At 33.7% G+C, this 18,650-nt stretch carries 17 protein-coding genes and 2 pseudogenes; 3 read left to right on the forward strand and 16 right to left on the reverse strand.

Translation table 11 applies throughout. From position 1 onward, the window contains the following. Positions 1-77 precede the first annotated feature (77 nt). From MHH66_RS20085 to MHH66_RS20120, 9 genes and pseudogenes are all read right to left on the reverse strand, one after another. Positions 78-953 carry a DUF2726 domain-containing protein gene (locus MHH66_RS20085; RefSeq protein WP_078184131.1) on the reverse strand — a complete coding sequence of 292 codons (876 nt, stop codon included), beginning with the start codon at positions 951-953 and terminating at the stop codon, positions 78-80. Between the two features lie 259 nt (positions 954-1,212). After that, positions 1,213-1,311 (reverse strand): hypothetical protein, encoded by a 99-nt coding sequence (locus MHH66_RS28645; protein WP_407060699.1) that lies wholly within the window; start codon positions 1,309-1,311, stop codon positions 1,213-1,215. Then, a complete protein-coding gene (locus tag MHH66_RS20090; RefSeq protein WP_407060698.1) occupies positions 1,304-1,651 on the reverse strand; it encodes a recombinase family protein in 348 nt (115 codons plus the stop codon). Before MHH66_RS20090 ends, MHH66_RS28645 begins: the two co-directional genes overlap by 8 nt. Positions 1,652-1,679: 28 nt before the next feature. Beyond that, a complete protein-coding gene (locus tag MHH66_RS20095) occupies positions 1,680-2,303 on the reverse strand; it encodes a hypothetical protein (RefSeq protein WP_078184130.1) in 624 nt (207 codons plus the stop codon). Between the two features lie 194 nt (positions 2,304-2,497). Continuing rightward, a complete protein-coding gene (locus MHH66_RS20100; RefSeq protein WP_078184129.1) occupies positions 2,498-3,085 on the reverse strand; it encodes a hypothetical protein in 588 nt (195 codons plus the stop codon). Between the two features lie 231 nt (positions 3,086-3,316). Beyond that, positions 3,317-3,607: pseudogene (locus tag MHH66_RS20105) on the reverse strand (recombinase family protein); the annotation flags it as partial. 37 nt (positions 3,608-3,644) lie between these two features. Then, a complete protein-coding gene (locus MHH66_RS20110) occupies positions 3,645-5,003 on the reverse strand; it encodes an LAGLIDADG family homing endonuclease (RefSeq protein WP_078184128.1) in 1,359 nt (452 codons plus the stop codon). Positions 5,004-5,707: 704 nt separating this feature from the next. Then, positions 5,708-7,333, reverse strand: coding sequence for a hypothetical protein (locus tag MHH66_RS20115; protein WP_207553930.1), 1,626 nt, complete (start codon positions 7,331-7,333; stop codon positions 5,708-5,710). 233 nt (positions 7,334-7,566) lie between these two features. After that, a complete protein-coding gene (locus MHH66_RS20120) occupies positions 7,567-8,103 on the reverse strand; it encodes a hypothetical protein (protein ID WP_340867156.1) in 537 nt (178 codons plus the stop codon). Positions 8,104-9,133: 1,030 nt separating this feature from the next. Here MHH66_RS20120 and MHH66_RS20125 point away from each other — a divergent pair. Together MHH66_RS20125 and MHH66_RS20130 are read left to right on the forward strand one after the other, a co-directional pair. Then, positions 9,134-9,781 carry a phage integrase SAM-like domain-containing protein gene (locus MHH66_RS20125; RefSeq protein WP_340867159.1) on the forward strand — a complete coding sequence of 216 codons (648 nt, stop codon included), beginning with the start codon at positions 9,134-9,136 and terminating at the stop codon, positions 9,779-9,781. Between the two features lie 445 nt (positions 9,782-10,226). Continuing rightward, positions 10,227-10,700 carry a hypothetical protein gene (locus MHH66_RS20130; protein WP_078184125.1) on the forward strand — a complete coding sequence of 158 codons (474 nt, stop codon included), beginning with the start codon at positions 10,227-10,229 and terminating at the stop codon, positions 10,698-10,700. Between the two features lie 317 nt (positions 10,701-11,017). On the opposite strand, the gene MHH66_RS20135 is transcribed toward MHH66_RS20130, so the two are convergent. The 7 genes and pseudogenes from MHH66_RS20135 to MHH66_RS20165 all read right to left on the reverse strand — a co-directional run bounded on the left by MHH66_RS20135 (position 11,018) and on the right by MHH66_RS20165 (position 14,888). After that, the gene (locus MHH66_RS20135; protein ID WP_078184124.1) at positions 11,018-12,259 is read right to left on the reverse strand and encodes an ABC transporter permease; all 1,242 of its coding nucleotides are present in this window, start codon (positions 12,257-12,259) and stop codon (positions 11,018-11,020) included. Then, entirely contained in the window at positions 12,252-13,151 is a 900-nt protein-coding gene (locus tag MHH66_RS20140; protein ID WP_050000093.1) for an ABC transporter ATP-binding protein, read from the reverse strand. The genes MHH66_RS20135 and MHH66_RS20140 overlap by 8 nt, the downstream gene beginning before the upstream one ends. An 18-nt stretch (positions 13,152-13,169) precedes the next feature. Next, positions 13,170-13,340 carry an SDR family oxidoreductase gene (locus tag MHH66_RS20145; RefSeq protein ID WP_078184123.1) on the reverse strand — a complete coding sequence of 57 codons (171 nt, stop codon included), beginning with the start codon at positions 13,338-13,340 and terminating at the stop codon, positions 13,170-13,172. Positions 13,341-13,597: 257 nt separating this feature from the next. Continuing rightward, a pseudogene (locus tag MHH66_RS20150) lies at positions 13,598-13,960 on the reverse strand (hypothetical protein). 127 nt (positions 13,961-14,087) lie between these two features. Then, positions 14,088-14,270: a DUF3976 domain-containing protein gene (locus MHH66_RS20155; protein ID WP_002011459.1), complete on the reverse strand. Its 183-nt coding sequence runs from the start codon at positions 14,268-14,270 to the stop codon at positions 14,088-14,090. A 28-nt stretch (positions 14,271-14,298) separates the two neighbouring features. Then, on the reverse strand, positions 14,299-14,676 hold the full coding sequence (locus tag MHH66_RS20160; RefSeq protein WP_002117153.1) for a hypothetical protein: 378 nt from the start codon (positions 14,674-14,676) through the stop codon (positions 14,299-14,301). A 2-nt stretch (positions 14,677-14,678) separates the two neighbouring features. Then, on the reverse strand, positions 14,679-14,888 hold the full coding sequence (locus MHH66_RS20165) for a helix-turn-helix transcriptional regulator (RefSeq protein ID WP_050000091.1): 210 nt from the start codon (positions 14,886-14,888) through the stop codon (positions 14,679-14,681). Between the two features lie 826 nt (positions 14,889-15,714). Between MHH66_RS20165 and odhA the strand changes: the two genes are divergently transcribed. Continuing rightward, the gene (gene odhA, locus MHH66_RS20170; RefSeq protein WP_078184122.1) at positions 15,715-18,582 is read left to right on the forward strand and encodes a 2-oxoglutarate dehydrogenase E1 component; all 2,868 of its coding nucleotides are present in this window, start codon (positions 15,715-15,717) and stop codon (positions 18,580-18,582) included. Positions 18,583-18,650 lie beyond the last annotated feature (68 nt).

Raw genomic sequence — 18,650 nt, forward strand, 5'->3', positions numbered from 1 at the left:
AAATTGCTATTCATTGATATCATCGTTTTTTTTAAGGTAGTTTATGTCTATTATACTACAAACATACAAAAAGCGGTTCATCCCCGAGGATTTACTCCCTTAACAATCCCGCCTGAAAATGGAATTCCATACTTCTCCTTTATTTCATCGATTGCTAGATTTATGATGTCTGGAACAATCGCTTTGTCCATATCCCCGCCCAGTACGGATGTTAAATTTTCATAAAGTTGATTTATTGTCATGTCTTCAATTAATTCATGCATAGGTGCAGGGAAATCCTGACTTGCCATTTGGGTCTCAACCATAACTGCTGTATTCTGATCAATAACAAGCCATGATAGACTATAAAAACTCCCACGATTATCTCTCCAAACTAAGCAAGAAGGTGCTGAATTTTCTATGAGACCCTTCAGTTTTAAATTAAATATTTTACCCCTAATCTTCCTCGAAAGCCAAAGTGGAAATGGCTCTGTTCGTTCTGGTAATCGTGCAACGCTCATTGGCAAAAATGACTCATCAACAAATTGACCAGCCTTTTGTGCTTGTTCAAACCATTCCGCTGCAAACCAAACCTCAATAAACCAACTTAATAAGTTCATATTGGTGTCTTGGTTGGTAAGATGTTCTGAGGTAATCCTAAGTATAGGGAAATTAAACCTTTGGCAAAGGGCATTTTTCATTTCATCCCTTTTAACTTGAGTTAGTGTTTGATGAAGTTCCCCGTCGAACTCAACAGCAAATAAGGGATAGCCTAATTCATCAATCACAATTACATCAAAATGAGACTTTAAAGCAAAAGAATATAACTCATCTGTTATTCCACTATTTTCAATTGGAAAAATGTCTGCAAGCCTTACTTTTGGATAAACTGCTGTATTATACTTATCACATATTTCTTTAACAGTTCTATAAGTGAAGTCTTCAGACCTATTCATAATCTTTTTCAATACCATCTAAATTCACCTACCATTTTTTTATTTTTTACCAAATTATACATAGAAGAAATTTCCCCAAACAATTAAAAGATACAAATTTTATGAAATTATCAATATTATTCGCCCATGTGAGTATAAGTGTTACTCTTCTTAAAAATTTGTGACGAATAAGAGAGGGTACATAGGGCATACCCTCTCAATAATCCCGCTAAAAGCGTGGAAAATATGCCTCCTATCTCAACATAAAGAAAAGAGATCCTCTTTAGAGAGTACCTTATCATTGCTTTGCTTCTAATTCATTTTTTCTATTATTAAGTGTTCGCTTCTTTATTTCCGTCATTGTCTCAACTTCTTTGTATGTATGAGCCTTAAGCAATTCTAATACGTGTAGTACTTATTGCTTTGAATGCTTTCTCTTTGAAATCATCACGTTGCTTAGCCAACCTTTTTGGAATATTTCCAACTAAACCCATATTAAGGATGTGAACCTTCACCCCTTTTACAAATAGAGCCTTAGCTGTTTGAATACCTTCGACTGCCGACCTAGCAAATTTATCTAGTTTTGTTACGACTAATGTGTCTCTTTCTTGTAATGCCTCAATCACCTTGTTGAACTCTGTTCTATCTGTTTTAGTGTCTGTGAACTTCTCCTTATATATGACCTCGCATCCTTCCGTTTGTAACGCTTGGATTTGTTTTATCAGTGATTTTATCAATCATATGAACTTCTTTAATTAAGAATAATCACTTACCGATAATCCGTTTGAAAATAATCCTAAAGTCTTGCAACATAACGTTCAGTATTTCGCTTGTAACTGGAACCTTTGTGCCGATCTTTTTTTCAAGCCCGCAATCACTTAATGTACCATCTAGAGATTTAAGGAAATGTTCACTAACTATTTCACTACTGTGGTGAACCGTAATATTCCTTAGATAGCCCGCTTCTTTGGTAACGTTCTTCAAACCAGAAAGTATATCAATTTCATACACATCTTTAAAAATTCTCCCTACAAAATTAATATTTACTAGACTAGTAGCTTCGTCTACATTTGAATTCCAATAGCTTTGCACATGACTAAATACTGGACGAATCTTGTTGTCTGTGATCCCAGATTGTCTTCTAATAAATTCGGTTGCAAAAGCTTCAAAGATACTTAAAAGATAAATAAACCTCATTTTTTGTGAAGCATCTATGGTACTTTGGGTGGTTTCTAACATGGATACCCTGCCATCAATGTACATGTTTCCTAATTTAGACTGTAACATGACATCGTGAAAATAAAATGCAGTTGCTATCTCTTCATCCACTTGGCGTTCATACTTATTATAAATATCTTTAGAAATTTCATTATTAATGTATGTAGACATACGGTTAAATCTCCTTTCAATCATTAAGCATATTCTTCCATCAGTAAACTGTATTATACTCATTCTTCCTTAACTAAACTACCTATTAGTTAAAAACATTCTTTCACAAAAATATTGCTTATTCTTATTAAAATCAAAATTTTATTAAATTATCCTACATTTATAATCAATATGACGGTATCCTTAATTGTTCCTTAAAGAATCATTTTTTCATAAGTCTTAAGTACCATGCTATCAATTAAATGAATAATTTTACTTGAATCATTTTCATTATTTTTAGAAACAATCTCATCCGTAAGTTTTTTATACTCGTTTAATAATTGATTGTTTATATTCGGCACACTAATATAATTGCAAAATTCATTTATTTCACATCTCTCCCCATCTTTCAACAATATCGCTCGATACTCACGTATCTTCCATATATTAACATACACTCCATATCTATAATTTAACGGCTTCCTCATCCATTCCTCTATTATCTTATTAATATCGGACTGATTATCGTTTCTCGATTTTTTCAGTTCCACTACTAAAAAATTCAAAGTATTTGTCTTTCGCTTATGAAAAATAATGTCTGGTCTCCTATTCTGATAATTACGTTTTGTAACATCTAAATCAACATTTAACCAAAAAATATACTTTGCAATTTCGTTAGACAAATGATAATTAAGATTCCATTCGGTAAAATTCGTCTGGTCAGTATTTTCAAAAATATCTGGTTGATTTTGAAATAGATTTATTATAGAAGAGTACACTATATCCTTTATTAAATTATTCATATAAAAGCAACCCTCCACGCAACTTATTAAATTAAATGAGACAAGTAAACAAACTTTAGCAGTTAATCAAATTCTAAGTAGATTTTCCCAATGCCACTTCATATACTGCTTCTGGGATTCATTCATTAAAATTTTAATTTATTATTGATGTTTAAGAACAATCTTGAATTATCATCTAAATTTGTTGAAATCAATATTACTCCATCATCATCAAAGCTAATATAACCCTTATCAAATAAAGAATCGTGATTTGGACACCGTCATTGCTGCAACTTCTTTGTATGTATGAGACTTAAGCGATTCTAATGCGTGTTGTACTTGTTGCTTGAAATGTTTTCTAGGTCCACCTTCTCGAAAATCATTACGCTGCTTTGCCAATGCTTTACTTTCTTGATTTCGTTCCACAATCATATCTCGTTTAAACTCTGCGAATTAACTTAGTATATTAAAAATTAACCTACTTGTTGGTGTGCTTTCTACTAACCACATATTGAGGATATGAACTTTCACACCTCTTGCAAATCAGGCCTCCCTGCTATAGAGGGAATAACTCCAATTGTTATTGTTTATCTTCCTTAACCTTCTTCAAACCATTTACATACTTTTTCTTTTTTCTTGTAAGGAAGACTGTTGCATCACCATAAAAGAAGTCTAGTATCCTCCTTGCATTCTGTCCATAGTAATACACCGTTCTGCATTCAGACTTCTGCTTTTTATATATTTTCGGTAACTGGATTCCCAATATTCCATTTAATTTGTTTATGTATCCCTTAATGAACATATCGTTGCCAACAATGCTAATGGTAATGGCATTGTTTCTTAGATGGACATTCCCATCACCATCAAAATATCCACGCATATAAGGACCTAAAAGATTAGATGAAAGAAACGTAGGAAACTGAAGTGTAAAGGATTTTCTAGGTGTGACACCTTTCTCAATCAGATCATTAGCCATTTTTGTACAAGAAACAGTCACTCTATTCGAATGAAAATGTTTACCAGCGGCTTGTGTAGTTCTTTCTTTGATCATATCTGGGTCACCACCAATAGCTGCAACAAACTTTTCAATATGCTCTTTATCCTCAGCTTTTAGACCCAATTCAACAGATTTATAAGTAGACGATTCATTTATGCACCCATCCGCACCTAGAAACCCAAGCCAATAGGCTTTTTCTTCTGTATCAATGAATTCAAAGTAATCTCCATTATATTGATATTTTTGAAGTGGATCTCTAATTTCTATCTTATTTTGCTTTAAATGCTTTGATATTGTTAGACGGGTAACTTTATATTTGTCTTCTAATTCAGTTATGGTGACATTTGGGTTATTTACATACTCGGCTACAGCCAAATCTATTCTGTTTTGGATTTCCCTGTAGTGATTATCTTTTTCAATCCCTCTGTTCTCCAGCTCCATAGACATTCTACTTCTTGAAAATCCATATTTTTCTGCGATTTCATTTATGGACATTCGATTTACAACATAAAGATCAACTGCTTCATTTATCGTCATACCAGCTCTTTCTTCCGCTATTTTTAGCCATCTCTCCTTTTGAAAATTCCCATTGTTTTCAAATATACCTTTCTCAGCATTCTTTTTAGCCGTATCCGAACGCATTTTAGAAACGCACTCATCTGAACAACACTTTTTGAAATGGGATTTATTCTCAGAAGTATTTTTCCGCTTGTCAAACACTTCAAATTCTCTTTTACATACACAGCAAACATTGACATATGCTACAGGCCGTCTCTTTTCCCTTTGTCTATTTCTGAGAGTCGTATTTTGGGATTGTACGACAGAACGGCATTCCTTCGAACAATACTTTACAAACTTCCTATCATTCTTAGGTTCATGTTGAGGTTTACGTTGTACTTCAAATTCTCTTTTACAATGGTAGCAAACATTGATGTATGGCATAGTCCCTCCAAATAATGTTTTTTTACATTTTACATCCCTTACGAAAACAGGTCTATTCTTAGGTAAACACTAAAAATATAATTCAAATTATTATTGTTTTTTCACATGATCTTAATACTATTCGTTCTGTTCTCCTGATAAATCTCTTAGATTCGAATAACAATAGCTAACGTACTTCCTATATTTCTTTTACTGTCATTCCATTAAGCTCTGCTAGTATTTAAGTTTGGATATATTCAAACTTTGCAGCTTATGTCAACTTTATTTAACTATAGCATGGTTTAAACAATCATAAATCGGAGGGGTCACTTTTGATAGCTTTAAAATTTTTCGACAATTTTCGCAGATCTTTTTGTGAGGAATAATTCATGTATTTCAACTAATATATAGCTTATTTCAACAGAAAAACTCAATTCCTTTATAAAAAAGCACATGAGATATATGAATTGCCATGTGCTTTTCTGTTTGCACCTCTGCAGTAAACCCTTTACCTTCCGCTATACTGTCTTATACTATCCTAGACATATTTTGCTCCTGTAGAGTTTCCAAATTCGAAGTTCTAGACACGTAACATTTCATTCTATGGCAAACAACATAAAAGACGGGTTTTATTAGTTTTTATAACAACATCTTAAATTTCAACACCATGTTCAATCATCTGCTCCAACATATGAAAAAGGAGAGCCTCAATTCAAAGACTCCCATCAAATACGACCATATCTAATCCCCTGAAACGTTTCAAGGGGATTGTTGGTAGTTACTTCCTGTTTAGCAGACCATCCTCCCTCAAACAACTTATCCCATTCCTTCTTTTCTTGTTCCTTTTTACATTGCAATTCATGTTCAAACTCAGCTATCATCTCTTCCGCTGTAACATTCCTTGTTAAATCCCTAATAACTGCATCAAGTGTCATATGATCCATTGCTTTATCACCATACTTGTCTTCATACTCTCGAATCTCGCCTCTAATGTCTTCCATTGCAGCTAGATATTCATAGTTTTGCTCTATATTACAATACTCGAAAGTCTCCGCAATTGATTTAGTTACAACAGCATTTCTAATGCACTCACCATCTCCATCTTTCCTAGATAAAGTAATACGAAAGGACGCCTCTTTTTCATTTATATAAGCAGCTTCTTCCCATTTTTCAATAGATGTAACACCTTCTACTTCAGATATACCGTGTGAAATCGATAATTCATTAACCTTCGCTTGAATTACTACTTTTTCAAATGCAGCTGGATTAGATTTCATACTGCTCTTACATTTAAAATACTTTAAAAGCTGTTCCCACATCGGAGCATATTGCTTCAATATCTTTAAGCACTTAATTCTAGATGAATCAGATTTGTTAGTATTATTTTCCTGCCTAACCTTAGCAAGTTCTAATGAACGTTCCCCGTGCATGTCCTTGAACACCTCTATCATGATTAACGCATACCGCTCTGTTAAATTATGTGTAAAGTTCAAAACATCTTTCTCTTGCAATCTATCTAGGTATTCCCGTATATCTAAATCACCATTTTGCAACACACATAAATGAGCATCATAGTAAAACTTAAGCCCCAATTGCTCCTCTAATTGTTTATCAAAATCCTTTTTAAAAGCCTTAACTTCCTTCATATTCTTCTTAAATAAGTCCTTTACTTCAAGCTCATGAAAAAACAACAGTTTATTTCTAATATCTGCTATTGTCTTAATCTCTTGCTTTTTTAATTTCCTATATCTTCCCTTATTCGTACAACACCACTGTTCTTTTTTATAAGAAATAACCTTTGCTTTAGATAATTTATTGAAAACAGAGACCAAGCTACTCTTTAAATGCCTAAAAAAAGTTTGTAAAAATTCATCCAGCATATCAATATCAGAATCAGATTGATTGTAATTCTTAACCCCCTTTCTAAACTGCCCCTGGAGTTTTTGTAAATGTATACTTCTTTCACCATATAATGCACCGATAAGCTTATTATCAACTATAGTTAGTTCAGTAATCCATCTAGTCGTACTCATAGGACTTACTTTATTATTATTCTGAATTAGATAGTTTACCACAAGTGAACTCAATTCAAATTCACCTATTAATTGCCCTTTACCATTATTAGAACGCTTATCAACTCGTTCAGCCTTTCTAGACCGTTTCCCAGTGCAGATGATAATACGTTTCGAGCCTCTACCTTCAACTGTATAAGATTCCCACTCTTGCTCAACCGATTTAATTAGAATACTAAATTCCTTTCCCGAAAGATTACCTTTTTTCTTTAATGATTCCTTCTGAGCATCACTTCCGTACTTCTTAACTAACTCTTTTAATGTAAATTCTCGTTTCAACTTAACTCTCTTTTCTCATGACTAAGATTTTCCATAATTGGTTGCCATGTAAGTTCACTCCTTTATAGTTTTATTAACGCTTCTAGCTATAAATTTCTGTACCGAATCGCCCTTATAATATTTAAATATCTAATACCTCAATTCGGTACAGTTTTGTCGTATTTAATTGAACAGGCTTTAATTAATGATTTCTGGTTTTGGCTCTTTAAAAAATGCATCTCAAAACTTAACACTCACTTTCTCTTAGGCATAAGTACCTCTTGTCCTCGTTTTTTACTACAATACTTACCAAGGTTGTGCTTCTCATCTCTGAGTGCTTCATCTATTTTTTCATAGGACACTTCACTATGCCATTTATGGAATAAGTATTCTCTGACCTCTGAGAATGTTACCTCTCGATTTTCTTTGTTAACAAATCTACCAATCACCTTTTGAATGGGACGTATTTCATATCTAGGATTCTCTTTCGCATTGTAAAGGGGAATCCAATCTTGGATAAATTTTGTTTCTTCCTCCTTTAATAACTCCTTGTTTATAGGTTTAAATATTACTTCAATATCATTTTGATTAGTTTCAATTAGCTGCATTAATTTAGAATTACGATGTTGTGTACTACATTCCTTAAGATATCCACCTTCAAATCTGTGCCATAGATTATTACTTATTCCCACATACTTTAAATTTCTATTCACGTGATAGCAGTATAGCCCACTCACCTTATCCAATTGTTTTTGACAATTCTTTATCTCGGTAAACTTAATTCTAAACATTTGTTTCGACATTGATATTTAAAGCTAGTGTAAGCCCTCACTCTCGACAATATATCATTGCCCGACACTACGATTTTCAGCAACTTCATCACCTCTCTTTCTCTAATTGAATTTAATTTATTGTTGTTTTAGATTACTTGTTTTAGCCACTCCTTAAACAAAACAAAAAAGGAGTGAATCTACACACAACCTAACTCTTCAGAAAGCACACTTACCCCTGTCCAATATAGGCTAAAATTAACCTATCCCTATGAGTACATCATAGGCATACAGAATTAGTGTGCCTCCTTATGAGGCGGTTGCATGTAAATTCACTCCTTACACAATGTATTTGTTTAATACTTTATTTAATTTTCAATGTTTATCCAAAAATTATAACACTATCAATGGCATAATGCAATGGATTCTATCAATAACTTGATACCCCCCCCTTATATCCAACATAATCTTCTAAAGGACTTGTAAGTAACGCCTTCTCATTAATCCTTGCATCAAGCATTACTTACATTAGTATCATCAATATCAAACTACTTCGATACCTAGGATCTTAGCATGAACAAATGATGTATACACGCTTCGACATTTACTTTAGAAATACTTATATTTGAAACATTTTTATTGGATAAAATGTTTCAAATATAAGTCTCGTCTCGGAGGTTTTCAGTACACAGTATCGTGTGAATTAGGGAGCTATGTATCCCTTCTTTAATAAGAGGGCTGTAAAATGTGCAAAATAGCCCCCACTACACAAAAAAAGGAATGAGTTACCTCATTCCCTTTACCATTATACAGACAGTTAAGGACATAAATTTTGTGGTCACAAATGGTCACAGAATTTACAATAACCATTGCTTTTTTAATAGAATTCCATTTATACAAACCCGTGAAAATGCCTTTAAATCAACGTTTCTCCCGTAGCTCAGCAGGGAGAGCGCCACCTTGACAGGGTGGAGGTCGTGAGTTCGAGCCTCTCCGGGGTCATTACTTTTGTATCAACTGTGATAATTTCATATTTTGACCAAAACTAACGGTGAGTACCGCTCAAGTTTTGATTGAAACTCCTCCTTTAATTCTAAATGAGAATGAAGGAGTTTTTTTTATATCTTTAACATACTTCACTGAAAAAGAAATCGTAAAAAAACGACAACCCCACAAACGAAAAACTAGTAAAATTTCAAAAGAAGATTCTGTTGAGCGTGTATTTGAAAGAGTTGTTGACAGCAAAGTAAAACAGAATTTACGCCCCAAATCATTGAATCAATTCCTTCTTATGTTTAATAGTATAAAAGCATTTCATGAAACACAAAATGCTCAAATATTCTATATGACCGATATTACAACAAATTTTATTTATGACTGGGTTTATTGGTTAAAAAATGAATATGTACGCTTTGATGGCCATATTTACGTTCCTGAAAGTGCTCAAACTGTTGGATTAGCGGATGAAACTATCGCTAGTAGAATCAAGCGTTTGAAAACATTCATCAATTGGCGTTTGCGACAAGAAATCATCACCAAAAATCCATTTAATAAATTCGAGGGATTTCGTAAAGATAATACGCAAATTGATTTTTTACCAATATACGGTAATTACGAGATAAAACGAATGAAAAGGCAAAATGTTCATTCAGCAATGGGCGTTTTTCTACGTGAAGAATGGTTAAAGGATATGGAATGAAGGTACAAATCTATAATTAAAGATGTTAAAAAATCGTATCATCAAAAAATTAAAGAAAATGTTAATGAGACTTTATCGGGCTTAGCATGGTGAAAAACGAACTATAGTATTGGTTCGTTTTTTATTATGCACTTTTGCATACAGGATTATTCTCTCTTGTAAATAGGTAATAAAAGTATATAATAAAAATAATGTTTTACCAATAAAAGGTAACGAGGAAGGTGGGATAAGTAAATAACCAAAACGTATTAATAGATTTATTCTATGTAAATCATGATACATATATGGAATCAAAACTATGCAATTTTATGTAGAGATTAGATCACTACAAGATTAATAGCGAATACACTCGAGGAAAAACAGCGTTCGATTAGATTAATGTTATAAAACTACTTAATGTGACATCTATCGAACGAATTGAGAATATACTTAGGGGGAATTTTAAGTGAAAACATTTGGTAAAGTATTATTAACAGGAGCTTTAGCATTGGGCGGTTTCACGGCTATGAACATTAACACACCTGAGGCACATGCTGACGGAGCAAGTGAAGGTTGTCATTATATCTGTGGTCCTGGCGAAACAGTGAACGGTGTTACAGTTCAAGTACATTCTACAGAAGTTACTTTTGGTAACAGCACAATTGCAAGAATTACAAATGACCGAGCTGAAGACATTCATTACAATGTCACTCTTGAAAAGAAACGTGGAGACAGCTGGGGAGAGTTTGAAACTAATTTCCATTGGCAAAATCAATGGGTTCCAGCTGGAGCAAATGATGAAATTTCAACTTTCACAGGATATGGAGAAAACATTTACGACAATGGAACATATCGCTATAAAGTTGAAGTTGTAAGTGCTGACGGTTCTGTAGATACAATTTACACAGCAGGAATGACAGTTACAGGAAGAGGAGAATAATCATGAAAAAATAAGCTTTTCGGAGCTTATTTTTTTATATATAAAATTGAATATTAATATTCAGAAATAGATAGGTAGGGAACGAAACAGTCCCTACCTATTTTATAAATTCCACGTATTTACCTAATGGTGCATATGTGTTTATGATCCTACTTCTTCTTTTTCTATCGTTTGCAACATAAGGTTTTTTAAATTATCAACGCTTTCTAAATTGACAACACATTCTTTTATATTTATTTATATGCATTTTACAACAACAAAGAACTACATAGATTAACCATGTAGTTCTTTGTTGTTGTAAAATGAATGGGCTAATCTTATTTCTTCCCTAACTTGATTGCCTTTTTTATATTACTGAATGCACCTTTACCATATAATAATACACCACCGCGGTAAACACGGCTCGTTAAACCAATCATCATACATATTGTTACTAATAGAATCGCTAATGTGAGCGCAATCTCCCATACTGGGATATTGAGGAATCCAATTCGTACGAGCATAACAATAGGAGTAAAGAAAGGTATATAGCTAGTAATGGTAACAACCGTGCTGCTTGGATTTGACATTCCATAAAGCGCGATATACAAAGCAGCAATTAACATAAACATCAGTGGCATAACAGCTTGAGAAGATTCCTCTATACGACTAATAACAGAGCCGAGTAGACAAGATAATGAGCCATATAATAAGAATCCTAATGCGAAGAATAGAATCCCATACACTACTAGAGTAGGAGCAACAGAATTTAAATCAATACTATTTAAAATATCATTTTTCGATTCATTAATTGCTGTTTTATACCCTACAGTTGCGACCAAACCCCAAATTATTATTTGTGTAATACCTGCCAATAATGTTGAGAAGAGCTTCGCATATAAATGTTTTGTAGGCGAAATACTTGAAACAACTAACTCCATTACACGAGAAGATTTTTCTGTTGCAACATCTGTAGCTAATTGTGCAGCATACATTAATATCATTACATAATTTAGCATGATAAAGGTATTAATTAAAATTCCTACACCCTCTGTATGTTCTCCATCTTTAACCTTATCTGAAACAGTTTTGGTTTGTATTTCTACTGGCATTGTTAACACCTTTAATTCATCTTGCGATAGATTCAATTGCTGAGCGAAATTAGAAGATTGTATTTGAGATAAAATAGTTTGAACCTTGCTAACATCTTGCTGATTTACATCTGTCTCAGTTATATACGTAGCCTTTAGTTGTTTATTATCCAATTCCTCTACAACGATTGCATATGTATAATCACCATTTTTAACACCTGATTCTGCTTTTGGTTTATCCGCACTACGCTTAACATGTATCTTACTATCGACATTTTTAAACACTTGATTAATAGTTGTATATAATTCTTCTTTTTCTGTAACAACAACAACTTGATCGTCCTCGTTACCTGCAAAATAGTTATAAATCTTGTCAAAATTCATCAATCCTATAATTAACATAGAAATTATTATTGTAATAGCAAAATATGATTTTGATTTCACCTTAGATCTATAGTTTTGTAAAAAAATTGTCCAGAAACTACTCATGTTGCGCACCTACTTTCGCGATAAAGATATCATTTAATGTAGGCTCTTCTACTGCAAACTTTTTAACATACCCTAATTTCGTTATCTCTTTAAATAAAACATGCGAAACTTCTTCATATGAGATTTTAAGAGTAACTGCATTCTTACGTTTCTTCATACTTTCTACACCTTTTATTTCTTTCAAATGGTCAAAGTCATGATCGCCAACGATTACAACATTCTTTTTACCAAAGTCACTTTTAATTTTGGCAATGTCTCCTTGAACAACAGGTACTCCTTTGTGCATGATACAAATGTGTTGGCATAATTCTTCCACATGTTCCATTCGATGTGAACTAAAAAGAATCGACGCCCCTTGTTTTTGCATATCAAGAACAGCTTCTTTTAACATTTCAACATTTACTGGATCTAAACCACTAAATGGTTCATCTAAAATTAAGAGTTCAGGCTTATGTATAATCGCTGTTATCAGCTGAATTTTTTGCTGATTCCCTTTTGAAAGTTCTCCTACCTTTTTGTTCAGATACTCAGTTATATTAAAACGCTCCAGCCAATAGTGAAGTTCTTTTTCTGCATCTTTACTTTTCATGTTCTTTAGTTTTGCAAAAAAGTTAACTTGTTCTTTGACAGTCATTTTCGCATAAAGCCCACGTTCTTCTGGTAAATACCCAATCTTATCCGTAACATCATAATTTATAGGTTTACCATTCCATGAAATAGTTCCGCTTGATTTCGATAAAAGTCCAAGTATCATTCGAAATGTAGTCGTTTTACCTGCTCCATTCCCGCCCAAGAATCCAAATATTTCACCTTTTGGTATCTCGATATTCAAATTATTAACTGCAACATGTTCGTCAAATTTCTTTATTAAATCTTTAATTAGTAAACTCATTATCCACACCCTTAATTCTCAAGATGATTTATTTATACAATTGTATATCCAGTCAACCACAATATTTTGACCTCTTATGACATCTCTTTTATCAGACATTAAAAATAAAATGACATTTGTAAAATCTGAATTTTCAACATTTTTCCTATATGGTATCTTTTTTAATAACTTATTTCCTTCAAAAATCATTCATTACCAACAAATGTTATATTTTTCATTATAAGGTTAGCATAAGATTTAGAATAACCAATATGCAATTTTGCATATTTTAATATTTTCATAAAGTATTTCTTTGAAAAAATTTTCGTTATGTACTTTAAAATAACTTATATGCACATTTAAGCTGCTCAATAGATAAATCATTCGCTTCTATCTTTTCAAAATTTCCTGCTTTCCATCCCATACCGCTCACTACTCTCTATTAAAAATTTGTTTCTTCATTTATATTATAATACTTGTTTTAACATCGTTCTTACGATTCTATATTCGTCACCAAAAGGTTCCTTTATGATTAAAGGTGATTGATCATCTTTTTTCTTCAATCATTGTGAATACTTTTGTTTTTTCTTGTAATGTATTTAGCTATTTTTAGTAGGTGCTTTACTTGCTTCAATTTTCTTTGTCACTTCGCCAAGCTTTTGCCCAACTTCTTCTGCTTTGGCAGGTTCATTCGTAACGTAGTATTCTTGATCCTCCCATACTAACATAGGTGGCACTTGTTCTCGTTTGTTACATATTATATAAGTAATACTAGCTATCAGTAGTAGACATATTGCTATAAAGAAGATAGCCTTTTTTTCATATACTATTCTCCTTACCTATCATTTCATTGGATTATATAATATACAGTATATATAGTAAATGGATTTTATGGAAATTTTTAGTTTTATTTTCAAAAAGAAAAACCTTACAAAAGTAAGGTTCCGTTTTTAAATTCTATAATGTTTTATTAATTAGAACGATCATTACGATAATCGCTATAAACATAACAACTAAACAGCCGATCATTTTATAAAATCCTCGTTTCGTTAACGTTCCGCCCTGAACGTCTTTACGAATAAATAAGAATACGGCTAAAAATAATACAAGCCCCATGCCAAAAGCATACATCATTTGCATATGTTAATCTTCCTTTCTCTTTTACATCTTAATATCTTTTCGATAAAACAACAAACGATATAAAAACTGTACTCATCGTAAGTGCCATTAATATATTCAATAGTTCAACCGCAGATAGCGTAATTACTTTTAAGTTTAAGCCAATAGAGAAAAGAAGATAGTATGCCGTTAGTGCAAAAAAACTGAAGAACATTCCTTTATAACGAATGAGTTTCATTCGCTCATCTTTTTCTTTAAATTGCGGGTGCAAGTAGCTTAGGCAAAAACACATGATCATCATTGCAAGTACTGTATAGGTTGGAATTGGCGGCGCGGAATGTGTCATTATACCTGCTAATATCATAGTTCCACTCATAATTAAAAAGATAATTCCCATAATTACAAAGTACTTTTGTGAATAATTCATCTCTATTCCTCCCCTTCTTTTCCTTCATAAATAAATACATGTTCTATCGTTGTCTGAAATGTTTTTGCTATTTCAAATGCTAACGGAAGTGATGGATCATATTTTCCCTTTTCAATTGAAATGATGGTTTGTCTGGAAACTCCAAGTTTCTCAGCAAATTTTTCTTGAGATAGTCCAAATTTTTTTCGGTATTCAACCATTTTATTTTCCAAGGAAATTTCTCCCTCCTTCCTTATACCGAGTATATATGTAAAGGAAACTTTACGTCAAGTTTCCTTTACATTCATTTCGTCTATTTTTCATTCTATTTATATAGAAGAAACTTTTTCAAATTCAGCACGTCTATTTTGAAATGAAACATGGAACAATGTATATAGCCGTTACTATATCTCCTCTCCGTTTTTATGAAAATTTAATATCTCCATATTTGTTTTATCCTTTTAAAATGTTTCATTCTGCTCTTTATCGGGTGAAATACGCTATTGTTTTTACGTTGTTTTTCGCCATATTTATAGAAACTAACGGTTTATGAAGCATTTTTTATGTATAGCCACTTTTTTTGTAGAAATCCTTCATTTTCCTTTCGATATTTAACACTATCGAGATAAAGTTTATGGTAAATTCATAATTTTTTATTTTTTATACTATATTCCGTTATATTGTTGTATAATATCAATGAAAGCGCTTATTATTCCAATATACATAATTCGAACTAAACTTTATCGAAACATTCTGATAGTTATACTTATATTTAAATGCAACAATTATAGGTATTAATGTAGGTATACCAAATATATCCACCCCGTTTTCCCGTGAAATTACTTTATAACATGAAAGATTAACTTGGGTGATAAGTTATTGTGAATGTTTTTTTACAAAACAGATAAGTAATAGTGTTTGGTATTATGTAAATTATTGTAATAACATAAGAGTAAAGAAAAACATTTACATTGATTATTGGTTCATCAATTATTGAAAAGAGCAAAATGCACCTTTTTGTATGGAAAAAGGATTATATGCATTGGGAGGTTTAAACAAATGACGAGGAAGAATACAACGACAAACCCTTGGGCCAAGTTCCATGGTCCGAACCTTGGTTATGTTATTGAGCAGTATGATCTTTACGTAACTGGAGCAGGTTCTGTTGATCCGGAATTACAAGAGCTTTTTGAAATTTTTGGAGCTCCTTCGTTTCAAGATGATGTCGTAACAGGGGACAACACAGCAACACATTTTTCTCCTCAAAACACAGGGAACATTGAAAAGATTCTTAAAGTCGTTCAACTTGTTGAACAGATTCGTTCTTTCGGGCATACATTGGCCCACATTAATCCGATGGAAGATGCTGCAAACGGACAATCTCTTATCGAGAAAACAATGAACGAACTGAGCGATGCTGACTTGAAAGCGATTCCAGCAAAAACAGTATGGCAAGATGCACCAGAGGGTATTCACACTGCACTTGATGTAATTCATAGATTAAAAGACGTTTATACAAAATCTTTAGCTTATGAATTCTCACATATACAAGATAGTGAAGAACGCGCGTGGTTGCATCAAATGGTGGAATCAAATTCATTGCGTCAACCATTATCAAATAAAAAACGAACTGCTCTTTTAAAACGTTTAACTGCTGTTGAAGGTTTCGAGCAATTCTTGCATAAAACATTCGTTGGTCAAAAACGTTTCTCAATAGAGGGTGTTGATATGCTTGTACCTGTACTAGATGAAATTGTTTCAGAAGGTGCTAAAGGCGGCGTTGAAGATGTCATGATTGGTATGGCTCACCGTGGTCGTCTAAGCGTACTCGCTCACGTATTAGAAAAGCCATATAATCACATGTTTGCAGAATTCAAACATGCAAAAATAGAAGGTGCAGTGGCAAATGCTGGCTGGACTGGCGACGTGAAATACCATTTAGGTAGAGAACAAGTCGTTGGTAATGAAGAGGTTAGCACTCGTGTTACATTAGCAAATAATCCGAGTCATCTTGAGTTCGTTAACCCTGTTGTTGAAGGTTTCGCACGTGCAGCTCAAGAGAATCGTAAAAAATCTGGTCTTCCAGAACAAGATACTACAAAATCATTCGTAATTTTAGTTCATGGTGATGCTGCATTCCCTGGTCAAGGTGTTGTGTCTGAGACACTCAACTTAAGTAGATTGAATGCATACCAAACTGGCGGAACTATTCATGTTATCGCAAATAATGCAGTCGGCTTTACGACTGATAGCTATGATTCTCGTTCTACTAAATATTCAAGCGACCTTGCAAAAGGTTTCGATATTCCGATTGTTCACGTGAATGCTGATGATCCGGAAGCTTGTCTTGCTGCTGCAAACCTTGCGATCCAATATCGTACGCTGTTCAAAAAGGACTTCTTAATCGATTTAATCGGTTACCGCCGATATGGTCATAACGAAATGGATGATCCAGCAGTTACGCAACCACAAGTGTACAAAAAAATTAAAAATCACCCAACTGTAAGAGCAATTTATGCAGATCAATTACAATCTGCTGGCGTTCTGAATGCAGATGAGGTTGAAACAATTACTCAGTTTATACAAGAGGAATTAAAGGCTGAATACGCACAAGTGCCACCAGCTGATACGAGTGCTGCAACAATTCACGTTAAAGTTCCAGAGGTTGTTGCAAAAGGAATCCAGCCGATTGACACTGGTGTTTCAATTGAATCACTTCGTGCAATTAATGAAGGACTATTATCTTGGCCTGAAGGCTTTAACGTATATCCAAAAGTGAAGAAAATTCTTGAGCGCCGTAAAGATGCTCTTGAAGAGAACGGTAAAATTGAATGGGCACTTGCTGAATCGTTAGCATTCGCTTCAATTTTACAAGAAGGTACGCCAATTCGTTTAACTGGTCAAGATTCACAGCGTGGTACATTCGCGCACCGTCATATCGTATTACACGATACTGATACAAACGCAACATATTCACCATTACACCGTTTACCGAACATTAACGCATCATTCTCTGTTCATAACAGTCCGTTATCAGAAGCTGCTGTTGTTGGTTACGAATATGGTTACAACGTATTTGCTCCAGAAACTCTTGTGATGTGGGAAGCTCAATACGGTGACTTCTCAAATACTGCGCAAGCATTATTTGATCAATATGTTTCAGCAGGAAGAGCAAAATGGGGTCAAAAATCTGGTTTAGTTCTTCTATTACCACACGGTTATGAAGGTCAAGGGCCAGAACACTCTAGTGCACGTCCAGAACGTTTCTTACAATTAGCTGCGGAGAACAACTGGACAGTTGCAAACTTAACGAGCGCGGCACAATACTTCCATATCTTGCGCCGTCAAGCATCTATCTTAGGAACAGAAGCTGTTCGACCATTAGTAATTATGACGCCGAAAAGCTTATTACGTCACCCACTTACACTTTCTACAGGTAGTGAGTTAAGTGAAGGACGTTTCCAACCTGCTTTAGAACAAGGAAACCTTGGTGCGAAACCAAATAAAGTAAAACGTCTTGTTTTAAGTACAGGTAAAATGGCAATTGACTTAGCAGCAGAAATCGAAAGTGGTAAGCATGAGTACAGCCTAGATGAAGTTCATATGGTTCGTATCGAGCAGTTGTACCCATTCCCTGCTGAAAAAGTTCAATCTATTATTAAACGCTTTAAAAACTTAGAAGAAATCATTTGGGTTCAAGAAGAACCTCGTAATATGGGCGCATGGCATTACATGGCTCCAATTCTGTTCGAACTAGCTGGGGATAAAGTGAAAACAGGTTACATTGGACGCCCGGATCGTTCTAGCCCATCTGGTGGCGATCCATTCGCTCACAAAGCTGAGCAAGAATTAATCGTTGCACACGCTTTAGATGTGAAGTACAACTTCCGTCAAGATAAACAAGAAATTGAAGTTTTCAGCAACTGAAAGTAACAATGAGTTTTTCAGGCTTGGCTGTGGCAGATAGTCTGCCACAGCCAGGCTAACAAATGGAG

Origin of the sequence: Bacillus sp. FSL H8-0492, from assembly GCF_038006145.1 — a bacterium.
Lineage (GTDB): Bacteria > Bacillota > Bacilli > Bacillales > Bacillaceae_G > Bacillus_A > Bacillus_A mycoides.